25 protein-coding genes and 2 tRNA genes are annotated in these 22,721 nt (G+C 52.6%); 6 read left to right on the top strand and 21 right to left on the bottom strand.

Annotated elements, in window-relative coordinates; translation table 11 throughout:
• Positions 1 to 480: 480 nt before the first annotated feature.
• The gene (gene rirA, locus IE076_RS19475; RefSeq protein WP_189438453.1) at positions 481 to 951 is read left to right on the top strand and encodes an iron-responsive transcriptional regulator RirA; all 471 of its coding nucleotides are present in this window, start codon (positions 481 to 483) and stop codon (positions 949 to 951) included.
• A gap of 53 nt (positions 952 to 1,004) precedes the next feature.
• Here rirA and IE076_RS19470 read toward each other — a convergent pair whose 3' ends face one another.
• The 5 genes from IE076_RS19470 to IE076_RS19450 are packed head-to-tail and all read right to left on the bottom strand — an operon-like array spanning position 1,005 to position 4,232.
• A complete protein-coding gene (locus tag IE076_RS19470) occupies positions 1,005 to 2,222 on the bottom strand; it encodes a TonB family protein (protein ID WP_189438452.1) in 1,218 nt (405 codons plus the stop codon).
• Complete coding sequence (locus tag IE076_RS19465; RefSeq protein WP_189438451.1) at positions 2,219 to 2,605, bottom strand: ExbD/TolR family protein; 387 nt, start codon at positions 2,603 to 2,605, stop codon at positions 2,219 to 2,221. The genes IE076_RS19470 and IE076_RS19465 overlap by 4 nt, the downstream gene beginning before the upstream one ends.
• Before the next feature lie 33 nt (positions 2,606 to 2,638).
• The gene (locus IE076_RS19460; RefSeq protein ID WP_189438450.1) at positions 2,639 to 3,022 is read right to left on the bottom strand and encodes an ExbD/TolR family protein; all 384 of its coding nucleotides are present in this window, start codon (positions 3,020 to 3,022) and stop codon (positions 2,639 to 2,641) included.
• Positions 3,012 to 3,746, bottom strand: coding sequence for a MotA/TolQ/ExbB proton channel family protein (locus IE076_RS19455; protein WP_189438449.1), 735 nt, complete (start codon positions 3,744 to 3,746; stop codon positions 3,012 to 3,014). Before IE076_RS19455 ends, IE076_RS19460 begins: the two co-directional genes overlap by 11 nt.
• A 42-nt stretch (positions 3,747 to 3,788) precedes the next feature.
• Positions 3,789 to 4,232, bottom strand: a complete 444-nt coding sequence (locus IE076_RS19450) for a hypothetical protein (protein WP_189438448.1) — start codon at positions 4,230 to 4,232, stop codon at positions 3,789 to 3,791.
• Between the two features lie 297 nt (positions 4,233 to 4,529).
• Here IE076_RS19450 and hemP point away from each other — a divergent pair, with 297 nt between their 5' ends.
• Positions 4,530 to 4,697, top strand: a complete 168-nt coding sequence (hemP, locus tag IE076_RS19445; RefSeq protein WP_189438447.1) for a hemin uptake protein HemP — start codon at positions 4,530 to 4,532, stop codon at positions 4,695 to 4,697.
• Between the two features lie 85 nt (positions 4,698 to 4,782).
• On the opposite strand, the gene IE076_RS19440 is transcribed toward hemP, so the two are convergent.
• The 7 genes from IE076_RS19440 to kynU all read right to left on the bottom strand — a co-directional run bounded on the left by IE076_RS19440 (position 4,783) and on the right by kynU (position 11,883).
• Positions 4,783 to 5,982 (bottom strand): ABC transporter substrate-binding protein, encoded by a 1,200-nt coding sequence (locus IE076_RS19440; protein WP_189438446.1) that lies wholly within the window; start codon positions 5,980 to 5,982, stop codon positions 4,783 to 4,785.
• Positions 5,983 to 6,063: 81 nt separating this feature from the next.
• A complete protein-coding gene (locus IE076_RS19435; protein ID WP_189438445.1) occupies positions 6,064 to 7,044 on the bottom strand; it encodes a branched-chain amino acid ABC transporter permease in 981 nt (326 codons plus the stop codon).
• Between the two features lie 12 nt (positions 7,045 to 7,056).
• The gene (locus IE076_RS19430) at positions 7,057 to 7,929 is read right to left on the bottom strand and encodes a branched-chain amino acid ABC transporter permease (RefSeq protein WP_189438444.1); all 873 of its coding nucleotides are present in this window, start codon (positions 7,927 to 7,929) and stop codon (positions 7,057 to 7,059) included.
• 14 nt (positions 7,930 to 7,943) lie between these two features.
• A complete protein-coding gene (locus IE076_RS19425; protein WP_244649733.1) occupies positions 7,944 to 8,714 on the bottom strand; it encodes an ABC transporter ATP-binding protein in 771 nt (256 codons plus the stop codon).
• Positions 8,714 to 9,487: an ABC transporter ATP-binding protein gene (locus IE076_RS19420; protein WP_189438443.1), complete on the bottom strand. Its 774-nt coding sequence runs from the start codon at positions 9,485 to 9,487 to the stop codon at positions 8,714 to 8,716. Before IE076_RS19420 ends, IE076_RS19425 begins: the two co-directional genes overlap by 1 nt.
• A 318-nt stretch (positions 9,488 to 9,805) precedes the next feature.
• Positions 9,806 to 10,648 (bottom strand): tryptophan 2,3-dioxygenase, encoded by an 843-nt coding sequence (kynA, locus tag IE076_RS19415; RefSeq protein ID WP_189438442.1) that lies wholly within the window; start codon positions 10,646 to 10,648, stop codon positions 9,806 to 9,808.
• Positions 10,649 to 10,650: 2 nt separating this feature from the next.
• The gene (gene kynU / locus IE076_RS19410) at positions 10,651 to 11,883 is read right to left on the bottom strand and encodes a kynureninase (protein ID WP_189438441.1); all 1,233 of its coding nucleotides are present in this window, start codon (positions 11,881 to 11,883) and stop codon (positions 10,651 to 10,653) included.
• A gap of 368 nt (positions 11,884 to 12,251) precedes the next feature.
• Between kynU and IE076_RS19405 the strand changes: the two genes are divergently transcribed.
• The gene (locus IE076_RS19405; RefSeq protein ID WP_189438440.1) at positions 12,252 to 12,710 is read left to right on the top strand and encodes an NUDIX hydrolase; all 459 of its coding nucleotides are present in this window, start codon (positions 12,252 to 12,254) and stop codon (positions 12,708 to 12,710) included.
• A gap of 17 nt (positions 12,711 to 12,727) precedes the next feature.
• On the opposite strand, the gene IE076_RS19400 is transcribed toward IE076_RS19405, so the two are convergent.
• Positions 12,728 to 13,474, bottom strand: a complete 747-nt coding sequence (locus tag IE076_RS19400; protein WP_189438439.1) for an amino acid ABC transporter permease — start codon at positions 13,472 to 13,474, stop codon at positions 12,728 to 12,730.
• A gap of 257 nt (positions 13,475 to 13,731) precedes the next feature.
• Between IE076_RS19400 and IE076_RS19395 the strand changes: the two genes are divergently transcribed.
• Positions 13,732 to 14,508 carry a transporter substrate-binding domain-containing protein gene (locus IE076_RS19395; protein ID WP_189438438.1) on the top strand — a complete coding sequence of 259 codons (777 nt, stop codon included), beginning with the start codon at positions 13,732 to 13,734 and terminating at the stop codon, positions 14,506 to 14,508.
• 68 nt (positions 14,509 to 14,576) lie between these two features.
• Here the strand turns inward: IE076_RS19395 and IE076_RS19390 are convergent, their stop codons facing one another.
• The 5 genes from IE076_RS19390 to IE076_RS19370 form a co-directional block, all read right to left on the bottom strand.
• Positions 14,577 to 15,236, bottom strand: a complete 660-nt coding sequence (locus IE076_RS19390) for a glutathione S-transferase family protein (protein WP_189438437.1) — start codon at positions 15,234 to 15,236, stop codon at positions 14,577 to 14,579.
• Positions 15,237 to 15,457: 221 nt separating this feature from the next.
• Positions 15,458 to 16,228, bottom strand: a complete 771-nt coding sequence (locus tag IE076_RS19385; RefSeq protein WP_209009291.1) for a hypothetical protein — start codon at positions 16,226 to 16,228, stop codon at positions 15,458 to 15,460.
• Positions 16,228 to 17,295 (bottom strand): Rieske 2Fe-2S domain-containing protein, encoded by a 1,068-nt coding sequence (locus tag IE076_RS19380; protein ID WP_189438436.1) that lies wholly within the window; start codon positions 17,293 to 17,295, stop codon positions 16,228 to 16,230. Before IE076_RS19380 ends, IE076_RS19385 begins: the two co-directional genes overlap by 1 nt.
• 163 nt (positions 17,296 to 17,458) lie before the next feature.
• Positions 17,459 to 17,728 carry a hypothetical protein gene (locus tag IE076_RS19375; RefSeq protein WP_189438435.1) on the bottom strand — a complete coding sequence of 90 codons (270 nt, stop codon included), beginning with the start codon at positions 17,726 to 17,728 and terminating at the stop codon, positions 17,459 to 17,461.
• A 42-nt stretch (positions 17,729 to 17,770) separates the two neighbouring features.
• Positions 17,771 to 19,387, bottom strand: coding sequence for a glutamate synthase-related protein (locus IE076_RS19370; RefSeq protein ID WP_189438434.1), 1,617 nt, complete (start codon positions 19,385 to 19,387; stop codon positions 17,771 to 17,773).
• A gap of 465 nt (positions 19,388 to 19,852) precedes the next feature.
• Here IE076_RS19370 and mog point away from each other — a divergent pair, with 465 nt between their 5' ends.
• Positions 19,853 to 20,377 (top strand): molybdopterin adenylyltransferase, encoded by a 525-nt coding sequence (mog, locus tag IE076_RS19365; protein ID WP_189438433.1) that lies wholly within the window; start codon positions 19,853 to 19,855, stop codon positions 20,375 to 20,377.
• 5 nt (positions 20,378 to 20,382) lie between these two features.
• Here the strand turns inward: mog and IE076_RS19360 are convergent, their stop codons facing one another.
• The gene (locus tag IE076_RS19360; protein ID WP_189438432.1) at positions 20,383 to 20,967 is read right to left on the bottom strand and encodes a nitroreductase family protein; all 585 of its coding nucleotides are present in this window, start codon (positions 20,965 to 20,967) and stop codon (positions 20,383 to 20,385) included.
• 211 nt (positions 20,968 to 21,178) lie between these two features.
• On the opposite strand from IE076_RS19360, the gene IE076_RS19355 reads away from it, so the two are divergent.
• Positions 21,179 to 22,399, top strand: a complete 1,221-nt coding sequence (locus tag IE076_RS19355) for a dipeptidase (protein WP_189438431.1) — start codon at positions 21,179 to 21,181, stop codon at positions 22,397 to 22,399.
• Positions 22,400 to 22,470: 71 nt separating this feature from the next.
• Here the strand turns inward: IE076_RS19355 and IE076_RS19350 are convergent.
• Together IE076_RS19350 and IE076_RS19345 are read right to left on the bottom strand one after the other, a co-directional pair.
• Positions 22,471 to 22,547: transfer RNA gene (locus IE076_RS19350), tRNA-Arg, on the bottom strand.
• A gap of 74 nt (positions 22,548 to 22,621) precedes the next feature.
• Positions 22,622 to 22,698 (bottom strand) — tRNA-Arg (locus IE076_RS19345).
• Positions 22,699 to 22,721 lie beyond the last annotated feature (23 nt).

The raw sequence follows: 22,721 nt of genomic DNA, 5'->3' as shown, positions 1-22,721 counted from the left end.
GCGCTATACCTCAGCTAGCCTGTGGCTTCTGTGGATCCAAGAAATCGCCCATGAGCGCCCTTCGCGCCATGGGCTTCCTTCTATGTACGGGGCTGAGAACCCGTAATCCCTTGATTTGCCCATGATTCTAGACTGGGACAAATTGTCGGTCCAGCAAAGCTGACACTTGTTTCTCTCCGTTTTTTTACGAAACCCACTTTGCAACTCAAGTGCCTTACCGTACTCACCTTCACCGTTGATCGGGGGCACACCTAACGCTCTGAAGATGTGAGGAGTTTAACACTCCAGATATCTGCATTGGGAGCATTGAAGGACCGGCAGGAGTTAGGTAGTTTTGTGCGTGCATTGGCCAAAGACGGCGTCGGTTTGTGTCCTGTCCGGCAAAGTTTTTAATGACTCTAAACTGCGGATGGTTTATTGTTGAGTTAAAGATGCATATTTATATTGACGACAGACGCCGGAAGACGCATAGCTAATCCTATGAGACTCACTCAACAAACCAACTATGCTGTACGTGCCCTGATGTATTGTGCGGCAAATCCTGGCAAGCCAAGCAAAGTTGCAGAGATTGCAGCTTCGTTTTCCATGTCGGAAACCCACCTTTTCAAAATCATGAAGGTACTCGTTGACGCTGATCTGATGAAAACCATCCGAGGGCGCAACGGTGGTATCATGTTGCCGCGCCCTGCTGATCAGATCACTGTGGGTCAGGTGGTGCGTGCGACGGAAGAGTCCTTCATTCTCGCGGAGTGCTTTGACAGCAGCCGTCAGGACTGCCCACTGGTCAATCACTGCGGCTTTAACGCGGTTCTGCATGAAGCGCTGCAAGCGTTCCTCGGCGTGCTCGACAAGTGCACCATTGCAGACCTTGCGGATAACCGCGCAAGCATTCGTCATCTATTGCAGATTGAAGACCCGCTTCTGCCAAAGAACATGGCTGCTGCTGAATAAGCGCGCCAGCAAAGACGAGATGATCAGGCAGCGAGCAATCGCTGCCTTTTTTGTTAGTAAGGCTTGAAGGTGATCGGTGCGGTTTTGCGAACTGTTCCGCTTCTTATGGAAGGTGGAAAAGGCGGGAATGGCGCTGCTGCCTCAACCGCCTTTAGGGCAGCCTGATCGAACCGCTCATTTCCACTGGAGCGGGACAGTTTAATTCCTGTCACTGAGCCATCTTTGTGCACGGCAAAGCTCACATGGACAACGCCAGATTTCTTCCTCTTCTTTTCACGGCGTGGGTATCGTTTCTGTGCAGCACGCTGGATCTTCGTCTGTACCTTGCCCCAATAGTTGCTCGTGGCAGCATTGCCTGCCGTGTTGCCAGATCCAGCTATATCACTGCCATTTTTCGCAGAGCTTGAGCCTTTGCGCGCAGACTGAGAGCCTCGTGCCGAGTTGACGTCTGAGTTGCCCGTCCTTCTGGCAGGTTCTTTGTTCGCTGTTCTCTTGGGTTTGGTTTTCTGCAGTAGCTTTGGGCGTGGGGGCGCGGCGCGTGGGATCGGAACGGATTGCGCGGCAACTTCAGTCTCGAGCGGCTTTGCCTCAAGGTCCTTAGTATCCTCAACCGGTTCGGCTTGTCTCTTTTCGACCGGGTTCAATTCTTCCGGCTTTTCTGGCTCAATTGGCTTAGCTTCTTCCGGCTGGACGGCTTCCATTGGCTCTGGAGGCTGAGCAGGTTCGCTCTCTCTCACCTGCTCTGCTGGTTTTGGCTGTTGGACCGACTGAGGCTTTGCAGTCTCGGCAGGCTTAAGCTCCTGTACTTCTGCGGAGTTGATTTGCTCTGGCTGGAGCTGAGGTTTGACGGATTCAATCTCTTCCTTGGGTTGGACCGGCTCGTTTTCCGACTTGATGGTCACACCTTCCGCGACCGGCACTACTGCTGGAACGATCGGGTCAGCGGACTGAACTGGTGTAATCTCCGCTACTGCCAGTTCAGTTGGCACAATCTCTTTGAGCGGTTCCACCGGCTGTTCTGCTTCAATCTCACGAGGATAAAGTTCTGTTGGGAGGTCTGGCTCTACCGGTTCGACAACTTCCTTTGATCCTGCAATCAGGTCTTCAATGGAGCCGACGACTGAAATTGAGGTTGAGTGAGTAGAGGCAATTTGAACATCGGAGCCTTGTGCATAGAACCACGCGAACCCAGCAGCGTGGACACTTACGGAGACCAGCAAGGCGGCGGTAAGTGCTGGGCCTCCGACCTTTTGGAAAGGGCCCCTTCTCATTGAGCAGCCTTCACAGTGATCAGCGTGATATTGGCAAAGCCTTGTTTCTTTAGCGCAGCGAGAGTTCTGGCAAGTGCTTGGCCGGATAGCTCCTTGTCCGCAACTATCATCAGCGGCTCTTCGGTGCCTTCGTGTGGTGTCAGGTTCTCCATGAGGACGGGCTGTTCGTTTTGGGCCATTGTTCCGTCAGCGGCGATGATCAATGCGCCGGCTATCAGTTCACGATTGGATTGCTGCTGTGTTTCTGCTGGGCTTACATTCTTGGCGTCGTCGCGATCAATCGAACCGGCAAAGAGAAAGAAAATGAGCATGAGGAACACGATGTTGATCAATGGGATCGTGTTCTCCAAAGTCCTCTTTTGTGGTTTTGTCTTCAGACGCATTCTTAAAACTTCTTATCTCACAATATGCTGACTTCAATTGGCGACGATGGTTGCGGACCAGCCTGCGGCTTTGAGCTGCTCAAGCGCATTTACGACGTCCTGAACGGTCGAATCTCTGGCTGGTATGAGCGCCACTGGTCGCGCCTTTTCGATCCCATCATCCTCAAGAGATGAAATCAACGCCCCGATATCCACCCGCTCACCATTCAATGACAGCTGGCCCTCAGCGAAAACCTGCAGCAGGATGGGGGATCGTTCCATCTGCCCTGCCCCTTCAGCCCCTGATGTCACATCCAACCGCTGGTAAATGGAAAAGGTGGAGGCGAGCATGAAGAACATCAGGAGGAGGAAAATCACATCTATCAGAGATGTAAGACCCGGCGCTCTGCTACGTTTTGGGGCCGTGCTAAGGCGCATCGTGGACCACCTCGAAGCGTGGCAGCTTGCTTGCACTAGTCGCTTCTTCAGGTTGGGCTGTGGCAGAGGTCACCGCTCCGGTGAAGAGTTCTGTCACCATCCTTTCCATGGCGCCCTGCTCTTTTTCGATCCGGCCTTCGAAGAGAGACAGCATGACCGATGCCGGGATTGCAACGGCCAGTCCAACGGCTGTTGTCATCAATGCCACCCAGATGCCTCCAGCCAATGTGGATGGGTCTACCTGAGATCCTGCATCTGCCATTGCCTGAAACGCGCCGATCATACCGAGTACAGTTCCAAAGAGGCCCAGCAGTGGAGCGATTTGGGCGATCATGTCCAGTGCGCGTAGATAGCTGCGCAGATCACCAAGGTGAGTAAGGCAAACACGCTCAACATCTTCGCGGACCTTTTCTTCCGGCACCTGCGGTTTCATGAGGCCGCGCATGGTGTGCGCCAAAACATCTGACAGTGGAGAACGATCAGAAGCTACAATCTTGTAGGCCTCAGCGCGCTTACCCACACGCCAGACAGCAACCGACTGTTCGGCTTTGCGATGGCGACCGACGCCAGCCAGCCAGAATTGCCAGAGTTTTGCGAACACGATTGTCAGCGCAAGCACGCTCACGACCAGCAACAATCCAACGACGACCCCGCCTTTGGCGAGCAGATCCATCAGTGGGCTCACGGCAACGGTCAGGCCCAGGTTTTCAATCATGGCATTCATACTGGAGGTCTCGTCGTTCTTCTGGTTTGGTCGTATGGCAGTTCAGAGCGTTAGTTCTATTGCAGCGCGAGAGGATACTTTCAATGCATCTAAGCATCTAGCTGGGGAGACATTTGCGGTGCCCTCGCACTGAGTGACATTGTTGACGAGCACTGAAGAGATAGCGGCACAATCGCCGGATGGGAGGTCATATTGTCGAACCCGTGTCTTTCCAGAAGGAAGGCGCCCTGTCTTCATGCTTAGAAAATCTGCGATTTCGCCTGCATTATCAAAGAGAACCAAATCTAAGGCCAGTTGTGTGACTTCTTCTTGAAGGTGATTGCGAACCACCAAGCTGACGCGACACCCATTCTGGGTGGTATCGGCTTTGTTCAACTGGAGGGTGATGACAGGCTCTTGTTTGGTGTCCGCCGCATGTGCTTCGGTTACCTGTGTTATCCACAAGGGAGCGAGTGCAAGAGACGACAGCTTCAGCAACGTATTCATAGGCCCCAATCCAAACAATCAAATCTTATTGCAAATGCAAATCAGTCGCAGATATCAAAGATATCGTGGGCTGGCTGACTGCGGGGGAGAGACAAACAGTTGGCTTGCGCACCGATATGAAACCTGCCCCAGAACGGGATCCTGAAGGACGCGATCTTCAGGATTTGAAGAGCAGGCATTGCACTTGTAGTAAAACATGAGTATTAAAGTCAAGAAATAAACGCGATAGGGTCTCCCTAACTCTTGAGGATATCGCGACTGTCCACTCTAGCCGAATTCGGGGAAAGGCTGAGGCGAATGACTGATATGGAAAAAACTCAGGAAAGCTCAGTAAATCAGCCAGATAGGCGCACTGTTGATAGCAAAGCACTGTTTGGAGATGAGAGAGAGATCACGATCTCCCATCGTGAAGATCACTACCGATTGTCGATCACAAAACTCGGAAAGCTCATCCTCACCAAGTGACAGTTCTGGTTTGACTCCAACGATACCACAATAAAAAAGCCGGCCCCTGATGAGGCCGGCTTTTCTTTTTTGATGGGGCTGAAACTTAGTTCAGAGCCTGCTGCAGAGCGAATGCGTCACCCTCGACCTTGAACAGGCCGTAAGAGCCAGGAACGTCGCCTGCATTATCGAAGTTCAGGTCACCGGAAGCGCCTTTGTAGTCGATGTCTTTGCCAGCAGCGATCAGCTCAACTGCCTTTGTCCATTCACCTGGAAGCACAGCTTCACCCTGCCCATCGGACACAGCAGACATGGCAGCAGATACCTTAGAGGAATCGCCGCCAGCTTTTTCCAGAGCAAGTGCCATCAGGAATGCCGCGTCGTAGGAGTTGGATACGAAGATTGCATCCGGGTTGCCGCCAACGGCTTTGTAAGCTTCGTTGAAGATTTCAAGGCTGTTGGATTTCTCGCCGACCGGAGAAGAGGCGATGAAGGTTGTGAGGTTGTCAGCACCGAGTTCGCGGATAATCGCGTCGGACTTCATGCCGTCGCCGCCAACGAAATTGGTGAAGAAGCCGTTTTCCAGCGCCTGACGCAGGATGGTCAGACCGGTGCCATCGCCGTAGTCGAAGATGACGAGTGTATCAGCACCACCACGGGACAGTTCAGCGAGGTTTGAACGGTAAGATGCCTTACCTTCTTCGTGAGCGGAATAACCAGCAAGTTCACCGCCGTTTGCTTCAAACTCAACCTTGAACGCGTTGGCCAAGCCACTGCCGTAATCGTTGTTCAGGTATGCGACAGCAACCTTCTTAGTGCCCAGGTCTAGCAGCGTACGTGCCAGAGAGCGGCCCTGGAAGTCATCGGAGGGTACTGTACGGAATACCTGACCCTTGTCATCCAGACCTGTGATCTCAGGGGATGTACCAGATGGTGTGATCAGGGTAATGCCCGCTGGAACGGTTACGGAGTTCGCAACAGCCAGAACAGCACCCGAGCAGTGCGGGCCGATAAGACCTGCAACCTGTTCGATGTTAACCAGCTTGGTTGCTGAGTCTACGCCGTTCTGCGGATTACAAGCACTATCACCAACAACAGCTTCAAGCGTCTGGCCACCCAGAATACCGCCCTGTTCGTTCACCTGCTGGATTGCCAGCTGTGCTGAATCAAGCATTGGTGGAGCCATAGCTGCGATTGGGCCGGAAATTCCTCCCAGAAGACCGACTTTCACCTCTGCCTGAACAGCGTTGGATGCAAGTGCAGTAGCGCTGAACAAGCCTGCTGCCAATGCGATTTTCTTAAGCATCAGTTCACCTCCAAATAGCCCTGTTTTAAACGGAATGCAGATTGATCAGGGCGTTAAAATTAATTTCCATGAGTGCTGGCGTTACTTCGCTGCACTTTCTTGGTTTTGAAGTGTTTTGACTTCTGGTCTGTCTGCGGTTCCCTGAGGTTCCGGCAGGATCCCTTCCGGTCTGAACCGAAGGACCAACTGCAGAAGCAAGCCAATGATAAACACGCGCATGTACTTGGCTTTAATGGCGTATTCGGTTGGTAGCTGATCAGTTACAAACTCAGATGCAGACCAAATGATCCAGACAACTGCAACACCGAGGAGCGCACCACGGTTGTTCCCTGACCCGCCTAGGATCAACATGATCCAGATCAGGAAGGTTGCGATCATCGGGTCAATCGCTTCTGGAGTGATAGAGCGGTTGAAGTGTGCAAACAGCGCTCCTCCCAGCCCCATGACAGCAGCACCGAAGATAAATGCCTCAAGACGGCGGGCCTTGATGTCCTTACCCATAGCCGTTGCAGCATCTTCGTTGTCACGGATGCCGCGCATCATGCGGCCCCACGGTGCTGAGATCTGGCGCTCAATAGCCAGGTAGACGACGAAGACGATCGCTACTACCAGCGCCAGATAGGCGAGCTGGGAATACAGGTAGGTCAGGTCACCGAAGGGGCGCGGGATCTTGTTCACGCCACGAGCACCACCTGTCATCCAGCCTTCAGACTTCACGACCAGACGGATGATCTCCGCAACACCGATTGTGGCGATTGCCAAATAGTCGGAGCGGAAGCGCAGGCACACCTTGCCGATGGGCCATGCAATCAGACCGGCGGCGATCATAGCACCGATCCAGCCAGCAACCACCGGCAGCTGGAAGCCGCCAAGGTGAACACTGGATTCTGGTGCTGTCAGCAGCGCGGATGTGTACGCACCAACGGCGAAGAAGCCCGCGATACCTGCGTTGAAGAGACCGGAAAAGCCCCACTGGATGTTAAGACCGAGTGCAAGAAGGGAGTAAATGCCGATAAAGATCGCCATGAACACCGCATAGTTTAGCAGACCGATGAGTTCCATGATTTTCCCCTCCTACAGAACTTTACCCTTGAGCAAGCCAGTTGGCCGCACAAGAAGGATGAGCAGGAGGATCGCAAACGCCATCGCGGCTTTGTACTCTCCCGGGATAAACAGAACAGACGTTTCTTCCGCAATACCGACGATCAGGCCGCCGATCACGGCACCTTCCACACGACCGACACCACCAAGAATTGCCGCTGCGAACATTGGCAGAAGCATTGTCCAGCCCATGAGCGGTTTTAGCTCTGTGTTGATGCCGAGGAAGAAGCCGGAGGCTGCACACAGCATGCCGACAATACCCCAGGTCAGCATTGTAATTTTGCGGTTGTCGACGCCGGACAGCAATGCAAGATCCGGGTTGTCGGACATGGCGCGCATGGCCTTGCCCCATTTGGTTTTCTGCAGGAAGGCCCAGAGCACACCAACAATCACGAACATGGCGATGATGGTGTAGATCTCGCGGTCACGGATACGGATACCCCAGTAATCGTCTGGCCGGACGATACCGCGGGTATAGGTTTCTGTATCAACACCCCAGACCACCTGTACGATAGCGCGCAGCATCAGAGCGATACCCAGAGAAGACATCACCACGATAATCTTCGGGCGCTCTGAAAGGTAATCGTAAAACAGTTTGTCGATGCCGATTGCCATGAAGGCGCAGAAAACCATTGCAGCAGGGAGCGCGACCCAGGGGCTTACTCCAAATATGGTCACCACGCCCAGTGCAGCAAATGCGCCGAGGGTTGCGAGGTCACCGTGCGCCAGATGCGCAAATCTCAAAATGCCGAAAACCAGCGTAATACCGACTGCGCCCAGAGCGTAGATCGAGCCCAGCACAATCCCCGGCATGAGGTAAAAATTGACGAATTCCATGAATGGCATTGGAGTTTCCCTTATTACCCACCGAGGAACATTTCAGCGACTTCACGATCTGCCAGCAGCTCCTGACCCGTGCCTTCGTGCCGGTTGCTACCAGCGGCAAGCACATAGCCTTTGTCAGCAAATGCCAGCGCTTGCTTGGCATGCTGCTCTACGAGCAAGATCGAAAGACCTGCATCACGCAGGTTGCGGGTGATCTCAAAAATCTGCTCCATGTATTTTGGAGAAAGACCAGCGGTTGGCTCGTCCAACAGAAGCAAAGAGGGGTTGAGCATCAGCGCTCGGCCCATGGCAACCATCTGGCGCTGACCGCCGGACAGGTTGCCTGCCAGCGCATTGCGGCGCTCTTTGAGATCAGGGAACAGGGTGTAGACCCTTTCCAGGCTTTCAGAAATGTCACCTTTCCTGAGGAAGGCACCCATTTCGAGGTTCTCGTGAATGGTCATCTCACGAAAGATGTTGTTGACCTGCGGCACGTAGCAAACGCCGTGCTGCACGATGCGGTTCGGCTTCCAGCCAGCGATATCAGTTCCGTTGACAACGATGGAACCGCCTCGCACTTTCAACAGACCAAAGATCGCTTTCATAGCCGTTGATTTGCCTGCCCCGTTCGGGCCGACAATCACCACGATTTCCTGCTCGGTCACCTGCATATCAACGCCTTGCAGGATATCTGCGTCGCCATAGCCACCACGAACGCCTGTCATGGTGAGGATTGGTTTACCGGAGTACTTTTGCGGCTCGGTTTTCTTGGGCATTGGTTGCTCTGCAATTGCTTGAGACGTCATCAGAGTGCTGCCTCCCCCACAGTTTCACCCAGGTAGGCTTCAAGCACGCGCGCATCGGAACGGACAGTCTGGAAATCGCCTTCGATCAGAACCGAGCCTTCCGCCATACAGATGACCGGATCGCAAAGCTTCTCGATCATCTCCATGTCGTGCTCGATCAGGATGAAGGTGTAGCCACGTTCCTGATTGAGGATCTCGATCTTGTCTTCCAAACGGCGCAGCAAGGTGCGGTTGACGCCGGCAGCGGGCTCATCGAGCAGCACAAGCTTCGCGTCAGTCATCATGGTGCGGCCAAGCTCAAGGAGCTTCTTCTGTCCGCCTGACAGATTGCCTGCGCGCTCATTCGTGAGGTGCGTCAGTTCCAGAAACTTGAGTGTCTCCAGAGCCTTCTGGCGCACTTCCTCTTCTTGCTTTTTCACGCTGCCATAGCTGAGCCAGTTCTGGAATAGACTCTCGCCCTTTTGAGAGGGCGGAACCAACATCAGGTTTTCAAGAGCAGACAGGTGGTGAAATTCATGCGGGATCTGGAAAGTGCGCACCAAGCCCTTGTGAAACAGCTGATCAGAGCTGAGGCCGGTTACGTCTTCTCCCAAAAAACGAATTTTCCCAGCAGTTGGCTGCAAGGCACCTGCAATAAGATTGAACGTTGTGGTTTTGCCAGCTCCATTTGGACCGACTAAACCTGTGATTGTGCCCTTTTGAACCGAAAATGAGCAATTACTGACGGCTCTAAACCCGCCGAACTGCTTCGACAGCTGTTCGATTTCCAGCATTATTATCCCCCCAGACTACAAAGAACTGGCGTTTTATTGTTGTCAAGCTCCTACCTAATGCCTCTAGCAGCATATTATTTCAAGGCAGGATTCCGCGGTTTTTGTAGCCTAATCACTCGATTATTGTGGTTCTATCCGGACAAATTGAGTGAAATTTTCCAGATTCCCTTCCCAAGCAAACTTCCCATAAGTTGCATGAAAATAGCTTCGACTGCGCATATATTGCCTGATATATATAGATATTTCCACTTAGATGCAAAGTTCGAGTGAATCTTGGAATAAATTAATTTCGCAAATCAGGTCATTTTTGCAGCAATCTTACAAATCGCTACGCACCTGCCAAAGTTCTGGAAACAGCACAGTATCCAACATTTTTTTCAGATACGGCGCTCCAGAGGTGCCTCCGGTCCCCATTTTGTTTCCAATAATGCGCTCTACGGTTGTGAGATGATTGAATCGCCAGCGCCGGAAGAAGTCCTCAAAGTCTATTAGCTTCTCTGCAAGATCATAGAAATGCCAATTATCGCGCGGATTGCGATATATTATTTCCCAAGCCTTCTGAACTGACGCATCGGTTGTGTAAGGTTTCGTAACGTCCCGATTGAGCACATCTACGGAGATTTCGAAGCCAGCGCGTGCCAAGGCGCGGACCATCTGATCATAGATGCCCGGAGCCTCGTAGATCTGGTGGAGCCACTGGGAAACCTCTGGCATGTGCTCGTGTGGTTTCATCAAGGCCGGGTTCTTGTTACCGACGACAAACTCAATGGCGCGGTACTGGTAGCTTTGGAACCCCGAGGACTTGCCCAGGCTATCGCGGAAGGTCGTGTAATCACTCGGCGTCATGGTGCGCAGGATATCCCAGGCTCCATTGAGCTGAGCAAAGATCTTATTGACGCGAGCCATAAGTTTGGAGACCTGCGCAAACTCGTCCTGTGCCAGAGCGGTGCAGGCCTCGGACATTTCTCTGATCGCCAGCTTCATCCAAAGTTCTGCCGTCTGATGCTGGATTATGAACAAAAGCTCATCGTGTGCCTCTGTCAACGGCGCTTGCGCGCCGAGGATATCTGTGAGGCGGAGATAATCACCATAGGACATATCTTCTTTGAAGGAGAGTTCCGCCCCGTGGTGCTCCAATTCCGTATTCGTGCTATCAGCCATATCTATGTCACCTTGCTTTTCTGGTGGTATTCCGGCTTGTCCCAGAGATCACCTGCAATAATTTCCTCAAGAATCTCAGCGGCTTTAAGAACCTGCGCATAGGAAAGGTAAAGTGGAGCGAACCCGAAGCGAATGATATCTGGCGCACGGAAGTCACCGATCACGCCGCAGTCGATTAGCGCCTGCATGACGGCGTAGCCCTGCTCGTGCCGGAAGGAAACCTGCGAGCCGCGTTTCATCGGATCGGTTGGTGAGGCGAGTGCCAGATTTGGACAACGGCGCTTTACCTCGGAAATGAACAGTTCGCTCAGTCCGATCGACTTGGCCTGCAATGCTTCCAGATTGGTTTTATCGAACACATCCAAAGACGCATCCAGAGCCGTCATGGCGAGCACTTGGGGTGTGCCAACACGCATCTGGTCGGTTTTTGCAGAGGGCGTATATCCAAGATCAAAGGCAAACGGTGCGTCGTGCCCCATCCAACCAGTCAGCGGGTTACCCGAGGTACCTTGGTGCTGTGGCGCCACGTAGACAAATGCTGGCGCACCCGGGCCACCATTGAGGTATTTGTAGGAGCAGCCAACAGCAAAGTCCGCTTTGGCGTCCTTTAGATGGACAGGGAATGCACCGGCAGAGTGGCACAGGTCCCACATAGCCAGCGCTCCAACAGCATGGGCTTTTTCAGTCAGCACCTTCAAGTCGTGTTTGCGGCCTGTCCGGTAATCCACTTCCGTCAGCATCATCACCGCAACGGTTTCATCCAGTGCGGCTTCCACCTCTTCAGGGGCGACCAGACGCAGCTCAATATCACCGCCTGTCAGCTCCTTGAGGCCCTGAGCCATGTAAAGATCAGTCGGGAAATTGCCAGTGTCAGAGAGAATAACCCGCCGTTCTGGCCGAAGCTTGATGGCCGTGGCAAGCACTTTGAATACATTCAGGGACGTGCTGTCAGCGCAGATCAACGTTCCTTCATCTGCACCAACCAGTTTTGCTATCCGGTTTCCAATCTTGCTTGGCAGATCAATCCAGTTGTGGCAGTTCCAGCCTTTTATGAGGCTCTTGCCCCATTGCTCTTCAACCGCGTTGGTCAGAACCGCAGACACATTTTTTGGTAGAGCGCCCAGCGAATTTCCGTCCAGATAGATAATCCCGTCGGGAATTGAGAAGAGCTGCCGCAGATGTGCAAGCTGATCAGCTTCATCCCGTTGTTCAACGCTGACTGTATCCAGTGCCACTATCAGGCTCCCTGTTATGTTCTTTTATCGCGTTTGGCTTACTCTCAATGAGCACCCAGCCACGAACTCAATTTTAATATTTCAAGTTTAAAGTATTTTTAGCAACAGTCTTGCTCTGAAGTCTAGGCAAAAAGTATTATTTGGAAAATTCGAGATAAATATCCTAAATAGGAGGAATTCGAGAGGGATTTGGCTCAAAGGGCTGTTTGAATAGCGATATTTTGCAATAGCACTGACAAGAATAAGTAGTACAATTGATCAGAGGGGCAGATCCAACCTCCACCATCACCAAGGGAAGATCTGTACAGGGCCAAAGACAGCTTCAAACAAGAATGGAATACGGCCTTCTCACTGCAAGGAAGATACCCATGAAGAGCGCTGCAAGAAAGACAGAGGCGCAAACCTGGTCAGAACCAAAACGCCAGTTTGCCGCGCTGCCTTTCAAAAAGAAGAAAAAAGGCAAGCTGCAAATCCTTCTTATAACCTCCCGAGAGACCAAACGCTGGGTTCTGCCAAAAGGCTGGCCCATGAAGGATCTCAGTGGTGCGCAAGCTGCGGAACAGGAAGCCTATGAAGAAGCCGGGATTCAAGGCGAGCTTTCCAAGCAGTCTGCCGGTAGCTACCATTACCCCAAGCTTCGGGTCACCAAAGATCCAATCTTATGCCAGGTCAAAGTTTATCCGCTTGAAGTGACCGAGATGCTTGATGACTGGCCCGAGAAAGAGGAACGCACACGGAAGTGGTTTTCCGTGAGCGATGCTGTTCACGCTGTTGATGAGCCTGAATTGAAGGCGTTGCTCGCGAACTGGGCGCCGGAGGAAAGCTAGTCCCCCTGCTTTTGCAGCTAGATGCGTTCTGCCTTATAGCGGCGCTCCAGCCAGCGGACCCCTTGAGACACGATCAGGATCAGCACCAGGTATTCCAGCACAAGAACGCTGTAGATCTCCAGTGGTCGGTATTCCGTCACGACCAACTCGTTGGCGCGTCTGGTCAGATCCTGCAGGCCGATCACGGAGACCAAACTGGACATCTTCAGCATGTAAACCAGCTGGTTTCCCAATGGTGGCAGCATGCGCCGGATAGCTTGCGGGAGGATGATAAAGCGTAGGCGCTGGAAGTAGCTCAGCCCAAGCGAGCGGCCTGCTTCGACCTGCCCTTTATCTACCGACTGAATACCTGCCCTGAATATCTCAGCCTGAAAGGCGCTGTCTGACAAGGCGAGTGCCAGAACACCAGCCCAAAACACATCAATTGAGATGCTCGCAACAACCGGAAGGCCGTAGTAGACCCAGAAGATCAGCACCAGACTTGGCACAGAGCGCACCACTTCAACGTAGGTTCTGTTGAAAGCACGGCCATACTTATTCTCGGAAAGACCCGGCAAAGCAACAAAGAGACCGACCACCATGGAAATCACGATTGCCGTGAGCGAAACGCTGAGCGTTTCTTGCAGGCCTGCGATCATGAAGCCGAGATTCACTCTTCCCGTTTCAGTGCCCGGTGAGACCACATACCAGCCCCACTGACCTCCAGAACAGCCCGCCAAAACCAACGCTAATGCGACGAGCACTGCAGCATTTCGGAATTTCAAGGTATCTACCTTCCAATTATCATCAGGCTTCCATCTGGAGCGAAGCACACGAAGAGCTTGCATCTACCCGATTACTGGTAGATTACCGGAGACAGAACCTAGAGTGTTGTGCGCTCTTATACAAATCTTATACAAACTTACCGCACACAATTAGTTGAAATCGGTTTTCTATAAAAAACGATATTGTAGTTGCTGCTAAAATGACTAGGTTTGCATTTGGCCACAATCAAACTGCGTTTCAAGGAGCATTCACGAAGATGCTACGCTCATTTCTTACTGTAATTTTTGCCGTGAGCACATTGTTCTCCGGTTCTGCATATGCGCAATCCGCGCTCAACGAGATTCTGGATTCTGGTGAACTGAAGGTCGGAACAACCGGCGACTGGAACCCCATGTCCGTTCGCGACCCTGCCAGCAATGGATATAAAGGGTATGATATCGACATTATGAACGAACTTGCAGCCGACCTTGGCGTGGAGCTCACCTTTGTCCCAACCGACTGGAAGACATTGGTAAATGGTATCGTTGCAGACAAATATTACTTGACTGGTTCAGCTTCCATCTCTCCTAGCCGCATGAAGGTGGCCGGGTATTCCGACAGCTACATCTCTGCTGAGATCCTGCCGTTCACCACCAGTGACAAAGTTGAGAAGTTCGACAGTTGGGAAAGCATTAATCAGCAAGATGTGACTGTGGCAACCACGCTTGGCACTACTTTTGAGGCGCTCAGTAAGGAATGGTTCCCAAATGCGACCATCAGGGTTGTTGAGGCCCCTGCGCGTGGATATCAGGATGTACTGTCAGGTCGTGCTGACGTCTTCATAACCTCCAACATTGAGGGCGCAACGCTGAAAGAGAAGTTTAACCAGATTGTGAATGTTCCGGTTTCCGAGAGCAGAGAGCCAACCCCGATCGCAATGCTTATGCCACAGGATGATCAGGTTTGGATCAACTACGTCAACAACTGGATCAAAATCAAAAAGATGGATGGTTTCCTTGACGCGACAGCCCGTAAATGGGGTCTGGCGCAGTAAAAACTGCTCATAAACAGCAAAAAGGCGCTGCATCTTGCAGCGCCTTTTTTGTTGGTCTCAGTGCGGGTTTATGCATCTACCTGAATGAATTTGCTCACCCAGTCCTGCATAGCCTTGCGGTTCATATCGATGGATGTTGCCGCATGAGACAGGGATTGCATCGCCTGCCACCAGCGTTGGCACTTTGGCTTGAGCTGGAGCTCACCGCCAAACAATGCAGCAAGCTGTTGCGCTTGAGAAAATGTGGTTGCGTAGGCACATTCGGCCAAGGTGACGTACGGCCCGACCGCATAAGGCTCGGCATCAATCACGTCTTCCAGACGCTCAAACGCAGCGCTCATATCCGCAATCAGCTCCTTGTAGACCTCATCCTTAGGGGACTTGCCGGCCTTGATTGATGCGTAGAATGCGCGAACGGATGGCTCAATACGAGTATCGTGCAGGCCCATCAGCGCTCTGACCTTGGCACGTTCAGCGGGTTTTTCCGGCAGCAAGGCTGGAGATGGCGCGATTTCCTCGAGATATTCGAGGATCGCATTTGAGTCAGACAGCGCTGCTCCGCCATCCTGCAAGCCCGGAATGGACCCTGCTGGAATAATCTTCTTGTAGGCGGCTGATCCATATCCATCAGGAGGAGGGACTTCGGCGTAATCCAAGTTTTTCATGTCCAAAGCAATGCGAACTTTCGCGCAGAAGACGGATTCTGGATAGGCAAAAAACTGTATCATTGGATCACCGGATTGTGCATAGCAACGGCACTGTTTCGCTCACACGCTTGGGCACATGTGGTATGAAAGAACACCTAGGAGGAGGAGGCAACACAAGTTGTGCTGCACTGCAAACTTGGGCTTTTCTAACAGCCTAAGTCTGATTACGCCACTCCAACCTTTGGGCACGCTGAGTTTGGTCGGCAATCTGTTCGCCCTCACAGGCATCACGGCGGAATGATTTAGAGCTGTTTTGCGCTATCCAGGTTCACCTTGAAGATCATCAGGTCATCACGGCGCTCAACCTCACCTTCCAGTGAAATCAACAGGGCGACCCAATCCTGCACTTCAGATGATAAGGGCTCACCATTCTCGTCGGCTAAGAGAAAGAACTGGCTGCCCATCAAGGGTGTGGTGGTAACAAAAACCGGTGGGATTCCACCGATGATGCAGAGGTTCGCGCAGGCCTTATGTGCCAATCCGACACCGGGTCGCATTGCTCCAGTGTAGCACTTGCCGTCGCAGATCTCGCCGGATAAGCGCCACTTGCCCAGATGCTCTGCAGGAGCTGGCGTGAAGTTGGGTATTGGGTTTTCAGCCGCGCGAAGTGACACATCTCCACCCACTTGCAGCATGTCCAGATCGCCGCGTTTGAGCAGGATACCGCCTGCATCAACGGCTTGACCATCTAGCGGACCTGCAAGCTGTTGCATGCCGCGTTTGCCAATGCCTGAGATCAGCATCGCATGCGGCTGGTCCCGACCATCTTCGCCCGCAGGGAGCCTCAGGAGCGGGTAAGGTTTGGCATCAACGTAGCCGGTGAACGTCTGGTATCCGGCTCCCCACTCAAAGCGCGCATCGCCGGGATCCGGAACAGATGCGCCTATGCCCAATGCGACACCGACCGCAGCCCCAACCAGCACGGCCGAGATCAAGAAAAGGAACCCTTGAAGGACCTTCGGCGGCTTTTTCGCCCAACCGATGAAGAAGGGATCAGGTTTCTTTTTCGCCATTAGCTTCCCTCTGCCAGTATGGGAGCAACGACGGGCTCAACATAAGTGCCAGGAGGCAGCGCTTCTATATTCAGCCACAGGCGACCATCTTCCAGTTTGAGCCGGTAGGTGGAAATCTTCTCCGTGAATGGCGGCGGAGATCTCCCGTCTTCCACCCGATATTGGTAACCGTGCCATGGACAGGTTACACAGCCATATACGATCTTCCCTTCTCCCAAAGGTCCGTTCTGATGGGCACAAACATTGGAGATGGCAGAGAGCTTTTTGCCGTTTCTGAAGATTGCAACGCGTTCATCGTCCGTGATGGAGATAATCCGCGCGCGTTTGTCAGGGACCTCCGTTGGATCACCTGCATCCATCCAAGTGCCGCTGTCATCCATTGGACTTTCTTGCGTGTCAAACAGGTGCTCTTTTCTTGCAACCAGTAGATGCAATGCGGCCACGAGGGCGACGGAGGCGCCAACAGCAGTGGTCATAAAGGGACCTGCAGCGCTTTGCAGAGCGCCGAGAGCCACATGGGCGACGATCAAAGCGTAGGCCAGATAGATCCCCATATGGAGGAATTTCCAGAGGGTTGGCTTCAGGAAATGGAGCCAGAAGTCATGACTGGTAACCGCAAGGATCGTCAGGATCAGAAGCGCCAGGACCCCAAGGATCTCAAAGGGGAAACCCAGGAAGCGGTCAAAACTCGTGTTGACAATGAAGACCGAGACATAGCGATTGATTGGTGAGAACGCGTTGTACCAGCCAAGGATGTTGTCAACGTGGAAGTAGGCGAGCACGCAGGTGATTACGCCAAGGTGGCGGCGGTTATAGAGCAGTGGCAAGAAGCGCTTGTCCAGCCGTGCCATGGGTCCGATGCATAATATGAAGGTCAGTAAAAAGAAGACGCAGGTACCAAATGCCTGCGCTTTGTAGATATCCCAGTCAATCGGCATTGTGACTGTTTGGAACTGCGGTGCCACGTAGAGATAGATGCCAAGATATGCGCCAACGGTTGCCAGCACGACAGCATCGTAGGCAAGTTTGGTGCGGTTCCAGATTACCGGCACATATTTAACACTCACTGGTTTGCCTCCAGAGCCGACTTTGCCGCGTCATCAAGGGGAACGGGCGGCTGCTCGTGCGTTCCCGTGGGTCGCATCATGAGCGCCAAGCCCAGGACAATTGGAATGAGAAAAGCCAGAACAAGCCAAAGGGAACGATGGGCTCTTCGGAAGGCGCGCTGCATTATTTTTTGCCCTCTTGCTCTTCGTCTAACTGTTTTTCTTCTTCATCAAGCAAAGCTTTTTCACCTGAGCGCTCCAACGCAACCCAGCGAACAATCACAATTGGCCAGAGCAGGATGAGCCCTGGAAGGATTTGCAGACGGAAAAGATAGGCCTTGCGGGCAGCAAGTTCCACGCGGCTCAGCCCGATGGTGATAAACACAATGGCAACGATAAAACCAATCACGCAGTAAATTTGTGCGATCAGAATAATAATTTCAGCAACAACCATTTATACGACCTACTGATTTTCTGCTGTTCAAAGCAGCCAGATTTACTCATTAGGGTCGTGCCCAGCCCAGCTGATACCGGCGAGCTCCGACATTTCCTTCTTCCAACTGGTGATGTCATTGATTGAGAAATCCGAGATATGCGCATGCCCACATGCCCGGGCCATCACCTTCATCAGCTCTACAGACGCCGTGAAGAACTTCTCCAGACGCTTTGCTGATTTCTCAACCTCCAGACGCGCAACAAGGTGGTCTTTCTGCGTTGCTATGCCGACGGGACAGTTGTTCGTGTGGCATGCGCGCATGGCAATACAGCCGATGGCTTGCATAGGCGCGTTTGCCAATGCGATTGCATCTGCACCCAAAGCTATTGCTTTGACGAAGTCTTCGGGTTTGCGTAGCCCCCCCGTGATAACAAGCGTAACATCCCGCCGACCACTGCGGTCCAGATGGCGTCGCGCGCGTGCCAGCGCCGGTATGGTTGGAACCGAGATGTTATCTCTAAACACCAACGGGGATGCACCAGTTCCGCCACCTCGTCCGTCGAGAATGATGTAGTCCACTCCAACTTCCAGCGCGGCATCTATATCCTTTTCGATATGCTGTGCTGACAGTTTGAAGCCAATCGGGATTCCCCCGGTCTTGTCACGTACTTTGTCGGCAAACTCGCGAAAATCTGCTGTTTTCATCCATTCGGGGAACCTTGCCGGAGAGATTGCCCCCTCGCCTGCTTTGAGGCCCCTCACCTTTGCAATTTTTTCGGTTACTTTTGCGGCCGGAAGATGCCCGCCAGTTCCGGTTTTTGCTGCTTGTCCGCCTTTGAAATGGAAGGCCTGAACTCTTTCCAGCTGATCCCATGAAAAACCAAACCGGGCGGAAGCTAACTCATAAAAGTACCGCGTGTTCTCAGCCTGCTCCTCAGGCAGCATGCCCCCTTCACCGGAGCAAATTCCGGTCCCTACACTTTCTGCTCCGCGGGCGAGAGCGATTTTGGCTGGCTCTGAGAGCGCACCAAAGCTCATGTCCGAGACTAAGAGCGGGATTTTCAGATGGAGAGGCTTTTGCGCTTTGGGGCCGATGACCACATCGGTTCCAACAGGTTCTTCATCCAGACGCGGCGGATTATGCAGTTGTGCTGTCAGGATCTGAATGTCTTGCCACTGGGGTAGCTCTGTCGTGGGTACCCCCATGGCTTCAATTGCGCCGTGATGACCAGTGCCCTTCAAGCCCGAGCGCGCATATGTCTGTATCAGTTTGTTATGTGGTTCTTCTTCAGTGCCGTGAAAATCTGCGTATTGGCCCAGATAAGCTTTGCGGAAGTAAGGTTGCGGGTTGTCTTTGGCCCAGGCGGTCACTTCATCTTCATCGACATAAACGTTGCCATCCTCGACGAAGTGGGTAAATTTTTGCAGGCATTCTTTGTTGTCGTAAGCACTGACACCCGAACTCAGCCGATAATCCCATTGGTGTAACCCACAAATCAGATTGCGACCTCTGACGAACCCATCAGATAAGAGCGCTCCGCGATGGAGACACCGTCCGTACAGCACGGAGATCTCATCATCATACCTGACAATGACAAGGTCGACCTCACCAACAAGTGCATAAGCAGGCTTACGATCTTCAAGTTCATCGAGTGCAGCAACTTGCGCCTTACGCATTAAGCGGCTTCCTTATGCTTTGCAGCCCTGAGGCTGATTGAGGGCATTTTCAATAGTCAAGTCACCGAGCTATCCTGAGCACTTAACCGATACTCTTCAGTCCAGTGCATATGCGAGAAAAAGCTCCGACACACCCCAGCGGGTGTCGAACCTCCAAGAGACCATTCCTGTTACGGGTAAAATGCATATCGCTGTGTTGCAGCGTCTCCCCCCGATTACGCAGTCAGCCTCAAAAAACGACTAGTAATGACGGAATAGTAGCGTTTAAATCACGCAGCGTCAGTCTATCAAAATGCAGAGTGAGAAACACAAGGGGCGCAGAAGAGACCGCCGGAAAATCCATGGTGCTTTCTGCGGGGGACAAAGAATAGGAGGACAAGGATTTTAGCGGGCAATTAATGTTTGAACCTGAGCACCTCCATGCTTACTCTTGCGCCAAACCCTTCGTATCTATGAGAGATATCTATGAAAATTGCAGCTGTTACCATCTCCGACCGCGCCAGCGATGGGACTTACGAAGACAAAAGCGGCCCCGCTATTCTTGCATACCTTGAGAAAGCCGTGACGAGCCCATGGGAGCCAATCCATAAGATCATTCCAGATGGAATTGAGAGTGTCAGCAGCACTTTGAAAAAACTGGCGGATGAAGACGAGGTTGACCTGATCCTCACGACAGGCGGAACCGGTCCCTCCCCTCGCGACCTTACACCGGAAGCGATGGAACTGGTTATGGAGAAGGAGCTTCGCGGTTTTGGTGAGTTGATGCGCCAGCTGTCCTTGAAAGAGGTTCCAACTGCAATTCTTTCGCGCCAGACCGCCGGCATTCGTGGCAAAAGCCTCATCATCAATCTGCCGGGCAAACCTGCCAGCATCAAGACCTGCCTTGATGCTGTGTTTCAGGCGGTTCCCTATTGTCTGGACCTGATTGGTGCAGGGCGCATTGAAACAGATCCAGATGTGATCGTGGCCTTCCGCCCAAAGGCGAAGTAGTTGTCTTAATCTGGCGTCCAGATTGAAAGGAGTTCCTGCGCTTCCTGTCGTCCTTTGGCAGGTCTTGGATCATCAATCTTGCCGAGAGAGATGAAGCAGAGGAACTCTTCATTTTCAGAAAGACCCAAGCCTTTATGGAAGCTCGCCGCGCGTGCACTTTCGCCGCTCGTAATCCTTGAGGCATACCCGAGCGCGTGTGCAACGAGCACCATGTTTTGCAGAGCAGTGCCTGCGGAGATCATTTGTTCGTATTTTGGAATGCTGGTCTCTTCCGAGCCGTGAAAACATCCAACCAATACTAAGAGCACTGGCCCTCTTTGCGCCTTTTCCCTTGCACGCGCCAGTGCCTCATCGGTCGGCGCCTCCTGCCTCTCTTTGACAGCTTGCGCAAAAAGCTCTCCCAAAGCATCCCTCGCATCGCTTGGGATCTCGAGGATGCGGAAAGGATGCAGCCGGCCATGATCGGGTGCAGCTGCTGCAGCTTCCACAATCAGTTTCAGCTCCTCAGCATTTGGACCGGGTGTTTCCATACGTTTTAGGGGTGCTGATGTGCGTGAGGAAATTAGATCGACTAGTTGTTGAGCGTTCATGATGACGCCTCTCGCCTTTAACCATTTATAAAACCGATGAAATTCGCGCTTATTTTACCCCAAGGATCTTTGTGCCAACAAGGAAATAAGCGTTGCGCCCGGGCATGAGCAAAGCTAGTTCGTGGTTGAGATAACTGGACAAACACCGAATCTACCCTAAGGTAACCTATTATTTCTCGGTCGATGACTGCAAACATATTGGACACATATTATGGGCATTTCTTATTTAAAGGTTGGTTTAGGGGCCATTGTTTTAGTTGCTGCTGTGGGCTATGGCGCCCTTCGCACAGGCTATGTTGCCCAGTATGTCGACAACAGCCGAAACGTGGTTGTTGAGCACGAGCCATATGCCATCAGTTCTGATACGCAGGCCTTACACGACAGGCTTCGGATTGCGGACCTGCATAATGATGTTTTGCTCTGGGGCCGGAATATTTCGGATGAGTCCTCAATTGGGCACTCTGACCTTCCGCGCTTCGTCAAAGGCAATGTTGGCGTGCAAATCTTCACAAGCGTCACCAAATCTCCCCGCGGCCAGAACTACGAAAAGAACTCAGCGGAGGCGGCGGATAACATCACCTTACTTGGCCGGTTGCAGAGCTGGCCGTCAGAGGCACTCAACAAGCTTTCCGAACGCGCTCTTTTACAGGCGCGGCGCCTGTATGCTCTGGAGAAGAAACATCCGGAACAAGTCAAGGTGGTTCACACTCAGGAAGAGCTGCAAGCTGTGCTGGACGCGCGGGCGAACGGCTCCACGATGATTGCCGGTATTCTTGGCACTGAAGGTGGGCATGCACTGGATGGGGACATCAAGAATGTCAACCGCCTATACGACGGCGGGCTGCGCTTGATGGGTCTGCAGCATTTCTTTGATAATAAGCTCGGCGGCTCTCTGCACGGCCAATCCAAGGCTGGCCTGACCGATTTCGGCAAGGAAGTTGTGCAGCTGATGGAGCAGAAGGAGATGATTGTCGACGTGGCGCACTCCTCTCCTGCAGTGATTGAAGATGTTCTGGCGATGACAACACGTCCGATTGTTGTTTCCCATACGGGCCTGAAGGGTATCTGTGACACACCGCGTAACCTCACCGATGAACAGGTCAGGGCCATTTCCGCAAATGGCGGACTCATTGGGATTGGGTTCTGGGATGCAGCTGCTTGTGACATCAGCCCTAAGGGTGTTGCGGACTCCATTGAGTATGCTGTTTCGATTGCGGGAATTAACAGTGTTGCACTGGGATCTGACTTTGATGGGTCGGTGACCACCGCGTTTGATATCTCAGAATACGCAATCCTGACGCAAGAGCTTTTGAAGAAGGGTTTTACTGAAGATCAGATCGCAGCTGTGATGGGCGAAAATATCATCAAGTTTCTGCTGGAAAACCTTCCACAGGGAGAAAGCGCAGAAGAGAACCTTGCTTCAAGCAATTGATTGCACTGAATATTTGATAAGCGCAACTCGGTTATTGAAGTGGAGCAATTAAGTTTTCGGGGAAGAAGAAGTGGCGCACCGGGGAGGATTCGAACCCCCGACCCCCAGATTCGTAGTCTGGTGCTCTATCCAGCTGAGCTACCGGTGCGCAGTTTCTTGCGAACAAGAATTATATGTTGGCCTAGTGCTATTTTTTGCCATGACCTCCTTTAAGAGAGGAAATGGCGCACCGGGGAGGATTCGAACCCCCGACCCCCAGATTCGTAGTCTGGTGCTCTATCCAGCTGAGCTACCGGTGCAGGCCGTGTTCCCTGCGGAACGG

The organism is Pseudovibrio japonicus (assembly GCF_014651595.1).
Classification (GTDB): domain Bacteria; phylum Pseudomonadota; class Alphaproteobacteria; order Rhizobiales; family Stappiaceae; genus Pseudovibrio; species Pseudovibrio japonicus.
This window is presented reverse-complemented; position numbering and strand designations above follow the sequence as displayed.